Here is a 14682-nt window from a genome sequence, read left to right on the forward strand (position 1 = left end):
GAGCAATGTTCCTCTATTTGTTTTATATTCATATATTCCGCACTATTGATGCCTTTATCTAAGTATTTTATAGTACAGGGTATCTACAACAATCCGACTAATACACAATACAAAAAAGGGTCCCGAAGGACCCCTTCAATATGTAAATTACATGGTATATCAATTTCCTTACACAAGCTACGCCATTTGAGAGCAAAATTAACTCTTTACATATTACTTAGCAGCGGCTACAAAATCTTCAAAAATTACTTTATTTAACTCTGTATGACGCATCATTTCTGGGTGGAATTGATACGTACGTAGGTATGGATAGTCAGTACCTTCCATTGCTTCTACTACAGTATCTTTCGCACGTCCTACCACACGCAAGCCTTCTCCTACTTCTTTCACGACTTGGTGATGATGGGAATTCACCATCACTTCTTCTGCACCTACCATAGCAAATAATTGGGAGTCCTTTTCAATCACCATGGAATGAGTTGGTAATCCTGCTGTTTGGCTTTGGGCATGCTTAATCGTAGCAAAGGCAGGTAAATCTTGATACAAAGAACCTTTGTGAGCTACGTTGATGATTTGATGACCACGGCAAATACCCATAATAGGAATGTTCCGTTCTTTCGCAAAGGCTAATAGACGCATATCAAAAATATCGCGTTCTGGCCAAATTTCACCTAACCCACGTTCTGGCTCTTCGCCATAGAATTGTGGGGCAATATCATGACCGCCAGATAAAAGTAACCCATCAATGCGCTCCACCAAAGCTTTCAATACAGCTTCATCTTCTTGGAATGGAATAATCACAGGAATACCACCTGCTTCTAATACGGATTGCACATAATCATCATTTACATAGGATCGTTTATACCCTGGGAATGGACCTCCTTGGTCAATCATATGAGAACCTGAAATGCCGATTAATGGTTGTTTCATAAGTAACACCTCTTCTTACTAACATAGAGTATACATATAGTACTATGATAAATTAAAACCTAGTATCTGACAAATATAAATATTTCATAAAACATCTTGGTACTTTGATAAACTAATAAATTACTATTACCTTTGAAAGGAAAACCATTATAGAATGGCAAAAAGGGCTAAACACGAAGTCTAGCCCCTTTCTAAAAATAATATGTAATTATAGTAATGGTTTACGTACTACGTCGATGATAGATCCATCACGATATTCGATGATGGCTACTACATCTTTAGGATCTTGAGATACTTCAATACCTTCTGGTTTACCAACCATGTCGTACGCCATTTGTTGTAACTCTTCAATTGTGTAAATTGGCAAGTTAGAATCTTTGAAACGTTCGATCAAATCTTGACGATTTGGATTGATCGCGATACCACGTTCTGTTACCAATACGTCGATACTTTCGCCTGGAGTGATAACTGTTTCCACGCGTTCACGAATCATTGGCAAGCGACCACGAATCAATGGGCAAGTGATAACAGTTACTTTAGCGCCTGCAGCTGTGTCAGAGTGACCACCGGATGCACCCATCAAGATACCATTGGAATCAGTCATACAGTTTACGTTGAAATCTGTGTCGATTTCTGTAGCGCCCAAGAATACTACATCTAAATAGTTTGTCATGCAGTCTGTTGTAGGGTCTGCGTACATGGATGCGCTCATTTCGATATGATTTGGATTTGTATCCAAAGATGCCGCTGCTGTTGTGTCAAATGTTTGTGTATCATAAATTGCTTTGATGTGACCTTTTTCAAGCATGCTTACTAGTACGCCTGTAGCACCGCCAACACCGAATCCACCAACAACGCCTTTTTTCTCTAATTTTTCACCGATGAATTTAGCTACTGCTAATGGAGCTCCGCCAGCGCCCAATTGGAAAGAGAAACCTTCTTGGATAATACCAGCTTCATCAAGGAATTCTGCTGCCATTTCCGCAATTTTAATTTGTACAGGATTTTTTGTGATTCCCACAGCACCAGATGCGATACCTTCTGGATCTCCGATAGCCTCTACTTCTACAATATAATCTACATCTGTTTGAGGGATGGAGATTGGGTATACATTGTCAATTAAGTTATCTGTTAACAATACAGTTTGGTCTGCATAGTGAGAGTCAACCATAGCATAACCCAACGCACCGCAAGCGGATTTACCTTTACGGCCTGTCGCATTACCACGACGATCACAAGCAGGTACGCCCATGAAAGCTACGTCAATATGAGCTTCCCCAGTGCAAACGGCACGAGCACGTCCACCATGGGAACGAATTACTACTGGGCGTTTTAATACGCCTGGGTTCAAGCTTAAGAATTTGCCCAATGCATCACGAAGACCAGATGTTTCGATGGCTGTTACTGTACCATCTTTAATCATATCGATTAAGAATTCATGGCAAGGTGCTAAGGAAGAATTAAGGATTGTAATATCTTTGATTCCTTTGGCTTGTACACGGTCCATCACAAGTTTCATTACATAGTCACCATTACGTAAATGATGGTGGAAGGAAATAGACATGCCATCTTTCAGACCTACTTTTTCAATAGCTTCATCGATAGAGCCTACTAATTTATCTTCGCCTGGAGTGTGAAGTTTCACTGGTTTACCTGCACGAACTGCAGTTTCTGTCATTGCAAATTGTCCTTCATAGAGACGACGACCTTGAAGGCATTCTAATTCCATAGGAATATCGCGACCAATTTTATTTAACATCGATTTCTGCTCCTTCCTCAAGCTCTACTTTGATACCTGCTGCACGGGCTTTATCTACCACGCGTTGTGCACGTACTACGATAGGACCGTCAATCATTTTACCATCTACTGCGATAACGCCTTTATTGTTGCGAAGTGCTTCTGCATAGGAGTTCAACACTTTTACAGAATGAGCAATTTCTTTTTCATCTGGAGTGAACACTTCATGGATAATTTTGATTTGGCTTGGGTGAATACAAGATTTTCCATCATAACCAAGAGCTTTAATGAATTCTACTTCTTCACGGAAGCCTTGTGGGTCTTTCACATCTGAGAATACTGTGTCAAGCACGCGGATACCTGCTTCACGAGCTGCATGAAGGATCGTTTGGCGAGCAAATAACAATTCATGAGCTGGTTTATGTTTACCTGTACGAAGGTCAGCACGGTAGTCTTCCGCGCCAAGAGCGATCGCTACTACACGAGGACCTTGTGCAATTTCACGTACATTGTATAAACCTTTTACAGATTCGATAGCTACGATAATGTTGATGGTGCCTTCTTCCCAACCATTCGCTTTTTCTACTTCTTCAATTTTCTTAGCAACGATTTCTACTTCAGATACATCTTCAGTTTTTGGAAGACGAATCAAGTCAGGTTTTGCTGGTACAATCACATCAAGGTCAGCATAACCATATGGAGTTTGTGTAGGATGGTTGATACGAACCACTGTTTCGCCTTTGAATTTTAAAGTTTTCAAAGCTTCTGCTGTCAATAAACGAGCTGTATCTTTTTCAGTGACTGCTACAGAGTCTTCAATATCAAACATGATGGAGTCTGCACCGTGGATATCAGCACTGTTAATCATTTTAGGCGTGTTACCTGGTACGAACATCATGGAACGAGATAAACGTTTTTTTGCTAATTCAGTTAATTGGCTCATTATGCTTCGCTCCCTCTTTCTAATGCACCCAATACACGGGCTTTAATAGTATAATCCCAAGCTGCTTTATCGATAGCTGTTACTTTCACGCCATCGAAGCCTGCTTCTTTTACAGTGGCTTCAATGAAAGCACGAATATGCTTACCATAAGCACGCTCAACTTTTGATTTTAATTCTACTTCGATACCAGATGCAATTGGTTCAACCGTTACCAATACATCATTTTTTTCATCAAAGCCAGCCATAGCTGCTTTCACTAGATGTTTCATAGCAAATCCTTTCTATTACATCAAAATATAGCATAAAAGTCAGGTTCTACAGAGGTATTTCCCCTGTAGACTCTGACTATACAAATTACCTTGTCCTATAGGATGCCTAGCATACCCCACCATGGATAGCCTACTACGAATGTAAGGGTTAAGCACAATACAGCGATAATACCGCCAGTAATCCACCAATCTTTTACATCATTGTAACCTGCGCCAAATACGATTGGTGCTGCTGCTCCGCCGTAGTGTGTTAATGCACCACCATAAGAGTTAGATGCACAAAGCACTAATGCTAATGCCATAGGATTTACACCTGCTGCTGGGCCTACTGCCAAGAATACAGGTAGCATTGCTACTACATAAGCAGATCCAGATGCAAATAAGTAACGAATTGCTACGGAAATAATACCGATAATAACAAGTGCTACAAATCCATTATCTCCGAAGTGAAGATGTGTTTGCATTACATCTGCTAACCATTCGAAGAATTTTGCTTTAGATAACGCATCAGATAAACCGATGATACCACCGAACCACATCAATGTGTTCCAGCCACCTTTATTGGCAACCATATCATCCCATTTAATCGCGCCTAAGCAGAAGCTAGCAACCATAGCTACAATAGCTACTGCAGTAGCATCAATTTTAAATTTAATACCAAATGCTGCTAAGATAGAAGGCAATGCCCAGCCTACTAATGCAAAGATGAAAATACCAACTAATGTTTTTTCAGCACTAGTCATAGGTCCTAATTCTGCTAAGCCTTCTGCTGCAATTTTCTTATTGTCAACTGTAGTCAACGTTGGTTTGTTTAATAAGTATGTTACATATGGAACTACTAATAACATTACTATGCCTGGTACTGACATAGCCAATGCCCATAAGCCCCAATCTAAATGTACACCTAACATTTTTGCCATGAAGTCACCTGCTAGTGCATTTGGTGCCATCGCTGTTAGGAACATTAAGGATGTAACTTTTGTTACCATGTACGTATTAACCATTAAGAAACGACCAGCTTTGTTCGCTGTTTCACCAGGTTCAGAGCCCAAGGATTTCGCTACGGAGTTCATGATTGGGAATACGATACCACCACAACGAGCAGTGTTAGATGGTGTAGCTGGGGAAATGATTCCGTCTAATAAAGCCGTTACATAGCCTAAACGAAGTACTGTACCACCAAATGCATTGATTAGATGATACGCAATACGACGGCCTAAACCAGTCTTTACAAATGCTACAGATAAAGCAAATGCAGAGAATACCAACCATGCTGTTGTTGTAGCATAACCAGAAAGAACTGCTTTTGTGTTACCTAAAAATAATGCAGAACCTGCGATAGCGGATAATACTACTACAGGAGCTGGAAATGGCTTCAAAATTAAGCCTACGATAGCTGCTAAATAGAAACCAAATAGTTTCCAAGCACCATCTGCTAATCCTTCTGGAGCTGGGCTATACCAGATCACGATTGGGATTAACAACATAATCAAAGCATTGATTACTTTTTTGTTCATCTTGTGTCTCCTTACTACATAAGATATAAATACATTGCCTATGTTGCTTGCACTCATACTTTCTATAAACGTGAAACTTAATATATATATAAATGAATGTATATAAGGGCGGTTCACCACTTACTAGAATACTAGAACGTGCAAATGTCTAGGTCTTTTTACGCTCTCATTATATCCAATCATTTCAGAAGGTAAAAATAAAAATCCTTTATAAGGCTTATAAAAATTTTATTATCATCAAAAAGCCTTCATGTATGCATTTAGAGAATACATTATAAACATAGGTATCATGCGGTTTTTATGTTATTCCTACTAAATTGTTCCTATTTTCATGATATATATCTATAATAATTGCTACTTTCATATACATTAACAGTCTGTTAATAGTATTCTAAACTAATCAAATATTAGCATTAGCAAAATCTATACATTGTAAAAGCTCAAGCATAGTAATATACAAAAGTACCAACTACAATGAAAACCACATACAAAAAGAACGCAACTCAATTAGCTGCGCTCTTTATATGTAATACTTTATACGCTTTATCAACTATGAGGCCTTGTTCGGCCAGACATGTAACCCTATCTATATACGTAGTCAGGGACGTATTTTTTGCTGACCAAATATATACAAATCCCTTTAGGTTGTATACTTATATCTATGGACAAAAATACCTGACAGTTGTAAATCCTTACCACACGCACATCAGCCTCTTAGCTTGTATATCCCGGTAATGTAACGATTTGATGATTTTCGTAATACTCTGTTACATAATCAATGAAAGTTTTCACTGCAATGAGCTTTGTACTTACTTCATCATGGAACAAATAGGTAGAACGTACCAATGGACGATTATCTTTCATCCGCAAAGGTTCTACATAAATACCATGTTCACGGCAACTACCAAGTCCTAAATATGGTAAAATAGCCCAACCTAATCCTTCTCGCACAAAGTGACGGCAAGTCACCATAGAATCCAGTTCCATGGCTGGTCTCACATCCCCCACGCTATGTTCTTTCTTCCAATTTTCTACCACTGTCGCAATGGATCCATCCGTGCGATAGTTAAGCATCGGAATATCTCGTAATTCCTTGTAATCTACAGGATGTTTATAGACTAAACAATAGGGTTCATCAAAAAGACGCACACCATTCGGCACATGATTATATTCACCACGGGCAAAGGCAATCATCACCTCTCCAGAATTAAACATTTTATTCACATGGGAGCTATACCCTGTCTTTACTTCAATACGAATCTTAGGATACTGTTTTGTGAAATTATTGAGTAAATGAGGCAACTCATAGTCCGCAAAATTAATGGATGCAGCAATTTTTAAGGTACCTTGTATTTTTCCCGTCACCTTTCCAATATTTTGTCGCAATTCCTCCCGGGACCGAATCATACGTCGGCAATAATCGTAATACAGCTCGCCTTCTGCAGTTAACGCAATGCCATCATTAGCACGAATTAATAAGGGACGCCCTAAAATATCTTCTACTTGCTTTAATCGATAGCTTAATGCAGGTTGTGAAAGAAATAATTTTTCTGCTGCTTTCGTAATATTGCCTTCTTCCACCACTGTGACGAAGGTTTGCCATTCTTTTGCTTCCATATACAACCTCCTTACTTGTGTTAATCTATTATATATTATCTCATATATCGAAAGATTTGCATACTAAAAGGGAGAGCTTATAGCTCCCCCCTTTTATAAATGTGCTCTCACAAATTAACGATACATTACCGACGACCGAAAACGCGAAGTAGATTGATGAAAATATTGATGAAATCTAGATATAAACCTAAAGCACCAATCAATTCAACACGTTCCAGAACACTTTCATCTTCATAAGCTACTTCCATTATGGTCCGTTTAATGCGATATACATCATACATGGTAAATAAAGAAAAAATCCCTACGGCTATATAGCTGTATACTAATAATCCAAAGTCGCTAGCACCAAAGAACATCATAATCAAACTAGCAATGAGTAGCGCAATCACTGCACCCATTAAAAATGTGCCTAATCCAGACAAATCTTTTTTTACCACTACTCCTAAAAAGGCAAAGCTACCAAATACCGCTACAGCCCCTGTTAAAGCATATACTACCACCTCAAAGGAATAGTGTAACGCGATAGCGGTCAAGGTCAATCCATTCATAATAGAATAGAGGAAAAACATAGCTTTCAAAAATGTGTTAGACGCCGTGTATTGACGGAAGGAAAATAAGAACACTACCGCCACTTCAGCTAACAAAATGATATTAAAGTTGGAATGGGCAAAGCGCAACCAACTGGAGTTCGTCAACGCCATAAACCCAATGATGGCTGTAGTCAATAAGCCCCACACCATCCAAAGCATAGAATTGCGCAATTTACGATTTACAATTTCTTCTACTACCACTGTATCTGCTTGTGTAGGAATATGATACTCCATAATTACCTCCTATCTTGCGTTTGCAATACCTTCATAGACATTACCACGAATACCATCGACTGTTACCACTTGACCATTTGTCAATTGCGATTGCTCATGAGCACCTAAAATAACAGGAATACCAAATTGAATGCCTGCAATAGCTGCTGTCGATGTGTATCCTTCTTCTGCGGTAATAATAGCACCAGCTCGTTTCGCTAATTCCATATATTCAGGTTCTAAATCACGAACTACTAGAATACTTCCATCTGTCATAGACTCTGTAGAATCAGCGTGATGGATTGGTCCCGTTACAGATAGTTTACCAACTCCACGACCTTTGGTCAATACATTACCAGTGACATGAACACGAATCATATTAGTTGTACCAGATAAGCCAGATGGCACACCAGCTGTAACAACCACTAAATCACCAGATTGAATTAAACCTTCTCCTAAGGCAGCACTCATAGCGCAGTGTACCATTTCATCTGAATTGGAGTGCGAAGGCCCTTGAATCGGTGTCACCCCCCAGTATAACTGCATACGACGTACAGCATGTTCATGTGGTGTGACTGCAATAATTTGACAGTTTGGACGATGACGAGAAATACTCATAGCTGTAATACCCGATTCAGTACAAGTAATGATCGCACCAGCTCCCAAAGAACGTCCTACTTCAACAGTAGCAGAACAAATAGCATCTGTCGTTTTTGCTTCTTCTAACGGTACTGTATGATTACTATTCACATATAAATCAGATGTTTCTGTTACTTTTGCAATACGAGCCATAGTTGTTACCGCTTCCAATGGGTAGTCCCCCCCTGCAGTTTCCCCAGATAACATGACCGCATCAGTACCATCTAATATGGCATTCGCAACGTCACTAGCTTCTGCTCTTGTAGGTCTTGGATTGGTTACCATGGACTCTAACATCTGGGTCGCTGTAATCACAGGCTTGGAGGCGGCATTACATTTTTGAATCATCATTTTTTGCAATACAGGCACTTCTTCGGCTGGAATCTCTACACCCAAGTCACCACGAGCCACCATTAATCCATCAGAGACTTCTAAAATATCATCTAAATTATTAAGACCTTCTTCATTTTCGATTTTAGAAATGATACGAATATCTGCCCCTTTGGATTCCAAAATACGACGAATTGCCACTACATCGCTGGCCCGTTGCATGAAAGAAGCTGCTACATAGTCCACACCCATTTCACAACCAAATACCAAATCTTTTTCATCTTGTTCCGACACTGGCGGCAAGGATAAGGATACTCCTGGTACAGCCACTCGTTTGCGATTGCTCATCATACCCGTGTTCATAACAGTCGTATGAATCTCCGTGCCCTCGATAGAATCAATACGCAATGTCACTAATCCATCAGATAAGAGAATTTGTTTTGCCTCTTTCACATCTTCTGGCAATCCCGCATGATTCACGGAGCAAATCTCCTTCGTTCCTTCCACATCTCTTGTAGTCAACGTAAAAGCTTGTCCTTCTTCTAAACACACTTTGCCTTCTTTGAATAAGCCAAGGCGAATTTCAGGGCCTTTTGTATCTAGCATTAATGCCACTGGAATACCTGTTCTAGTAGAGACTAAACGAACGAGCTCCATACGCTTTGCTTGCTCTTCATGAGAACCATGAGAGAAGTTAAAACGTGCCACGTTCATACCTGCTCGCAATAAGGATTCTACCATTTCTAAACTATCTGTACTAGGTCCCATGGTACAAACAATCTTTGTTTTTTTATTCATTTCTATCTCCTTATAGTAACTCTACTGCATTGGCCCCTAGTAAGGCTTGCACACGCCCAATAGATTCTTTTGATGGGGTGAAATAAAAACTACGATTCACCGCTAAGCTGCGTTTTTGACGTTGCAAGAATAGAGTGACTGGTGTATCTCCTTGTAATTCTTGCAACAGCTTTTGTAATTGTTGGCTCACTTGCGGTGTATCATGAGCTATATCAATATGAATACGAATCTGTCGTACTTTATCATATTCTACTTTCAATAACTGTACGGAACTAGCAATGCATTGCACACCTTTTTCATCCGCATCAATGCGTCCCTCGATAGCTACCACACCATCTCGTTGCAATAGCATATGACTTTTTTGATACCCTTGTGGGAACACTACTACTTGTACGGTGCCTGTGAAATCTTCCAAGGTTAAGGTGCACATTTTTTCCTGTTTCGCCTTCGTTAATCGATCCACTTTTTCCGTAATCAATCCACCAATCGTAACAGTTTGACCATCAAAATCCTCTGGATTTTCTGCTAATCTCCCTAATTGAAATAGTCCTTCCAATTCATCACGATAGGCATCTAAAGGATGGCCCGTAATATAAAAGCCGGTATATTCCTTTTCATCTTTTAGTTTCAGCTCTTTTGGCAAGTCTGGCAGGTTAGGAACATGGATAGTTTCCATTTCCTCTACCTCCGCAAAGAGACTCACCGCTCCTAAGGCACTATTTTTTTGTCCTTTAGAACCAATCCCTTGGGCTTGTTCATAAATCTGCAATAGCTGATTACGATTTTCTTTGAAAGAGTCCATCGCCCCGCATCGGATTAAACTTTCTAACAAGCGCTTATTCACCACACGATACGGAATGCGTTCGCAAAAATCAACAATGGATGTAAATTGTCCATTGGCCTTACGCTCTGCAAGCAATTCTTCAATAGCATTATCACCTACATTTTTGATACCACCTAAACCAAAACGAATTTGTCTATTTTGTACGGTAAACATACGCTCCGAATGGTTGATATCTGGTCCTAATACAGCCACCTGTTTCGCTTTACACACATTGATATAATTCGTCATTTTATCCATATTACCCATAAAGCTTGTCATAGTAGCAGCCATAAACTCTGGGAAATAATGGGCTTTCAGGTACGCCGTTTGATATGCAATATAGGCATAAGCGGCAGAGTGGGATTTATTAAATCCATAACCTGCGAAATATAGCAAGAGATCAAATACTTCATTGGCTAGCTTCTCATCGATACCATTGTTCACAGAACCAAATACAAAGGAATCTCGTTGTGCTTTTAGTACAGATTCCTTTTTCTTACCCATGGCACGGCGCATTAAATCCGCCTGCCCCAAGGAGAATCCCCCCATAGCAGAGGCAATCTGCATAACTTGTTCTTGGTATAGAATAACCCCAAATGTATCCTCTAAAATAGGCTCTAATATAGGATGTAAATAGGTCACTTCTTTTTCTTTATGACGACGCTTAATAAAATCTTCTACCATGCCCGATCCCAATGGTCCCGGACGATAGAGGGCCACTAAAGGAATTAAATCTTCAAAATGTTCTGGCTTCAAATCCATTACTAATTTTGTAATCCCTTCCGATTCTAACTGGAAGACCCCTGCTGTTTCCCCTTTACATAAGATTTCACAAGATGCCTTGTCATCTAACGGGATGGCATCCAAGTCTAGCTCAACACCATGATTTTCCTTAATGAGGCGTAGTGCCTCACCCATCACTGTCAACGTACGAAGTCCCAAAAAGTCCATCTTCAATAGGCCTAGTTCTTCGATATTATCTTTATCATATTGCGTGACAAAACCATCTTCATTGGAGTTTTGTACCGGCACATACTCATCTAATGGTGCTGCTGAAATTACGACCCCCGCCGCATGGGTAGAAGAGTTTCTCGCAATGCCTTCTAAGCGCAAGCAAAGATCAAATAGTTCTTTTACCGATGCATCACTTTCATATAGATCTTTGAGTTCTTTTACCTCTAAAGATTTTTTCAAAGTGATACCTAGCTCATTGGGAATCATCTTAGCTAATCGATTCACCTCTGGCAAAGGCATATCTAGCACGCGACCTACATCACGAATAACAGCACGAGCCGCTTCGGTACCGAAGGTAATAATTTGTGCTACTCGCTCTTGTCCATATTTTTCTGTCACATATTCGATGACCTTATTCCGAGTTTCATAGCAGAAGTCGATATCGATATCGGGCATGCTCACCCGCTCCGGATTCAAGAACCGTTCAAAGAGCAAATCGTATTTAATAGGATCTAGACCTGTAATCCCTAATAAGTAGGCTACCACTGACCCTGCTGCACTACCACGACCCGGGCCTACTAGTACCCCATGTTCACGAGCATATTTAACATAGTCCCAAACGATGAGGAAGTAATCTTCAAAGCCCATGCGACTAATAACACCTAACTCATAATCTAGTCGCTCTTGTAATACCGGTGTTACCTCTGGATAGAATTGAGGAATATAGGACTCACAAACTTTACGCAAGTAAGAATGTGCTGTTTCCCCTTCTGGTACATCAAATTTTGGCAAATGGTGTGCATCAAAATTGAACTCTACATGGCAACGTTCCGCAATCTTCAAGGTATTATCCAAAGCTTCTGGAATATGACCAAAGAGTTCTTCCATCTCATCGCCGCTTTTCATGTAAAACTCATTACTGAAAAACTTCATGCGATCTACATCATTCCGCCTTGCACCCGTAGCAATACATACCTTAATATCATGAGCTTCCGCATCGTCTGCATAAACATAGTGAAAGTCATTAGAACATACAAGTCCCACACCATATTGCTCCGCCATATCTACCAACACATCTTGAACACGTAATTCCTTAGGATCTCCATGGTTCTGAATCTCTAAGAAAAAGTTCTCTTTTCCATAGGTCTCAAGATACCATTCCAAAGCACGATGAGCGCCCTCAATGTTGTCCTGTAAAATCAGTTGCGGAATTTCTCCTGCAATACAAGCACTCAAAGCGATGATTCCTTTGTTGTAGGTAGATAGCAAATCTCGATCAGCACGCGGCTTGCGGTAGAACCCTTCTGTAGAGGATTTAGATACAATTTTTACAATATTTTCGTATCCTTCCATGGTTTCTGCTAAGAGAATTAAATGCTTTAATCGTTCATAGGTCTTACCTTCAGGGCGGTCAAAACGACTGCCTTCGGTCACATACACTTCGCATCCTAAGATGGGTTTGATACCTTGTGCCATGGCCTCTTTATAAAAATATATGGCTCCATACATATTACCATGGTCCGTTAACGCTAGGGCAGGCATATTGAGTTCTTTCGCACGACTCACCATTTGTGGCAATCGGCTAATGCCATCTATGAGGCTATATTCACTATGACTATGCAGATGTACAAATGGTCTCATGTGCCCTCCTTACTAACGTAACGCGATATACTTTCATTCCTTTTATTATATCATAATTTGCATATTTCAGTGTACCGTGAAAGCGTTTGACACCCATCAATTACTGCATGCTTTCAAACTTAAAAATGCCTATGTAATTCGCACAGCAAATTACATAGGCGTTGCATTATTTAATAAACTTTACTTCTTGGTAGATAGATTCTAATACTTCTTCTTTTTTCGCATTATACTCTACTTTTTTCTGTTCAAACCAGTTATTGCCTTCTGTATCAATGGATACAATTAAAGGACCAAACTCTTTCACACGACATGTCCAAAGCGTTTCTGGCATACCTAGCTCTCGCCAGTTAGCACTTTCAATTTCTTCCACTTCTGTAGCCGCTAGTACAGCATTGCCCGCAGGGAATACTAGATGCAAGGCTCCAAACTCTTTACAAGCACGTTCTGTGTTCGGTCCCATACCACCTTTACCAACAATAAGGCGTACACCGGTCTCTTTCACAAAATCGTACTCAAACTTTTCCATACGCATACTTGTGGTAGGTCCTACAGAGACCATTTCAAATATGTCCTCTCCCAGATCTCTGACGATAGGACCCGCATGCAAGATGGCGCCATCCCGTACATCCACAGGCAATTCACGGCCTAATTCAATCAACCGACGATGTGCCACGTCACGACAGGTCGTAATATGACCCGTTAAATAAATGATGTCCCCTGCTTTAATACCTTCTAAATCTTTCCGCTGAATCGGCGTTGTTAATACTTTCTTTTCCATTAATATGTCACCCCACTATGCGATAGAATTGTACATTGTCCATCTTTATCAAATACCATATGGCCTCTGCGGTGATTCCAACATCCCACATTAACTGCAACAGAAATAACCGATGGATGACGAGCCCCATGCTCAATATTGACGCCTAGCAAGCACTTATCTCCACCCATACCTTGTGGGCCAATATGCAAGGAATTAATCCCATCTTCTAGCAATTGTTCCATTTTTGCTGCTCGTTCATTAGGTGCTACGGAACTCACGGGTCTCATTAACGCTTTTTTTGAAAGTAACGCCGCTGTATCAATAGACGTAGCCACACCGACACCAATTAACAATGGTGGGCACGCATTTAATCCGTAGGATGTCATCAAATCTAAGACAAACTTTGCTACTCCTTCATAGCCTTCTCCAGGCATCAATGTCTTACCGCTACCTGGCAAGGAACAACCACCACCTGCCATATAAGGGAAAATTTCAACATCATCTCGATCTGGCACGATATCCCATAAAATATAAGGTGCTAAAGTACCAATGTTTTTTCCAGTATTATATTCATCAAACGTTTCTACACAATTATGTCGAAGCGGAGTTTCCTGTGTTGCTTGATACGTTGCATTTCTCAAGATACTTTCTAATTCACCAAGCAATGGATAATTAGCACCTACTTTTACCCAATATTGCAATACTCCTGTATCTTGGCAGGATGGGCGACTTAACTCTTTTGCTAACTTCATGTTTTCTTTCATAGTTGCATAAATTGTTTTCGCTAGCGGATTTCGTTCATCATTCGCTAATTCTGTAATTTTTTCTTGTACATCGTCAGGTAATACTTTAGCAACATGGCCTACAAAATCACTAACGATTTTTGTCATTCGTAACACTTGTTCTTCTTTATTCATAGA

11 protein-coding genes are annotated in these 14682 nt (G+C 40.1%); all 11 read right to left on the bottom strand.

The window, feature by feature from the left end; all coding sequences use genetic code 11:
- Positions 1-213 precede the first annotated feature (213 nt).
- The gene (locus EO114_RS06305) at positions 214-930 is read right to left on the bottom strand and encodes a gamma-glutamyl-gamma-aminobutyrate hydrolase family protein (protein ID WP_127010231.1); all 717 of its coding nucleotides are present in this window, start codon (positions 928-930) and stop codon (positions 214-216) included.
- Between the two features lie 208 nt (positions 931-1138).
- Positions 1139-2689 carry a citrate lyase subunit alpha gene (gene citF, locus EO114_RS06310; RefSeq protein WP_009352834.1) on the bottom strand — a complete coding sequence of 517 codons (1551 nt, stop codon included), beginning with the start codon at positions 2687-2689 and terminating at the stop codon, positions 1139-1141.
- Positions 2679-3611, bottom strand: a complete 933-nt coding sequence (locus EO114_RS06315) for a CoA ester lyase (protein WP_009352816.1) — start codon at positions 3609-3611, stop codon at positions 2679-2681. The genes citF and EO114_RS06315 overlap by 11 nt, the downstream gene beginning before the upstream one ends.
- Positions 3611-3880, bottom strand: a complete 270-nt coding sequence (locus EO114_RS06320; RefSeq protein WP_009352869.1) for a citrate lyase ACP — start codon at positions 3878-3880, stop codon at positions 3611-3613. The genes EO114_RS06315 and EO114_RS06320 overlap by 1 nt, the downstream gene beginning before the upstream one ends.
- A gap of 95 nt (positions 3881-3975) precedes the next feature.
- Positions 3976-5397 (bottom strand): anion permease, encoded by a 1422-nt coding sequence (locus EO114_RS06325; protein WP_009352992.1) that lies wholly within the window; start codon positions 5395-5397, stop codon positions 3976-3978.
- A 714-nt stretch (positions 5398-6111) separates the two neighbouring features.
- Positions 6112-7014: a LysR family transcriptional regulator gene (locus EO114_RS06330; protein ID WP_009352904.1), complete on the bottom strand. Its 903-nt coding sequence runs from the start codon at positions 7012-7014 to the stop codon at positions 6112-6114.
- Between the two features lie 125 nt (positions 7015-7139).
- On the bottom strand, positions 7140-7838 hold the full coding sequence (locus tag EO114_RS06335; protein WP_062401019.1) for a Bax inhibitor-1/YccA family protein: 699 nt from the start codon (positions 7836-7838) through the stop codon (positions 7140-7142).
- A gap of 9 nt (positions 7839-7847) precedes the next feature.
- Positions 7848-9584, bottom strand: coding sequence for a pyruvate kinase (gene pyk / locus EO114_RS06340; RefSeq protein WP_127062159.1), 1737 nt, complete (start codon positions 9582-9584; stop codon positions 7848-7850).
- A 10-nt stretch (positions 9585-9594) separates the two neighbouring features.
- Positions 9595-13002 (bottom strand): DNA polymerase III subunit alpha, encoded by a 3408-nt coding sequence (locus tag EO114_RS06345; RefSeq protein WP_127062162.1) that lies wholly within the window; start codon positions 13000-13002, stop codon positions 9595-9597.
- Between the two features lie 166 nt (positions 13003-13168).
- Positions 13169-13780: a L(+)-tartrate dehydratase subunit beta gene (ttdB, locus tag EO114_RS06350; protein ID WP_127062165.1), complete on the bottom strand. Its 612-nt coding sequence runs from the start codon at positions 13778-13780 to the stop codon at positions 13169-13171.
- Entirely contained in the window at positions 13780-14679 is a 900-nt protein-coding gene (gene ttdA / locus EO114_RS06355; protein WP_009352839.1) for a L(+)-tartrate dehydratase subunit alpha, read from the bottom strand. Before ttdA ends, ttdB begins: the two co-directional genes overlap by 1 nt.
- Positions 14680-14682 lie beyond the last annotated feature (3 nt).

The sequence above is a fragment of the Veillonella sp. 3627 genome, assembly GCF_003992195.1.
In the GTDB taxonomy this organism is placed as follows: Bacteria; Bacillota; Negativicutes; order Veillonellales; family Veillonellaceae; genus F0422.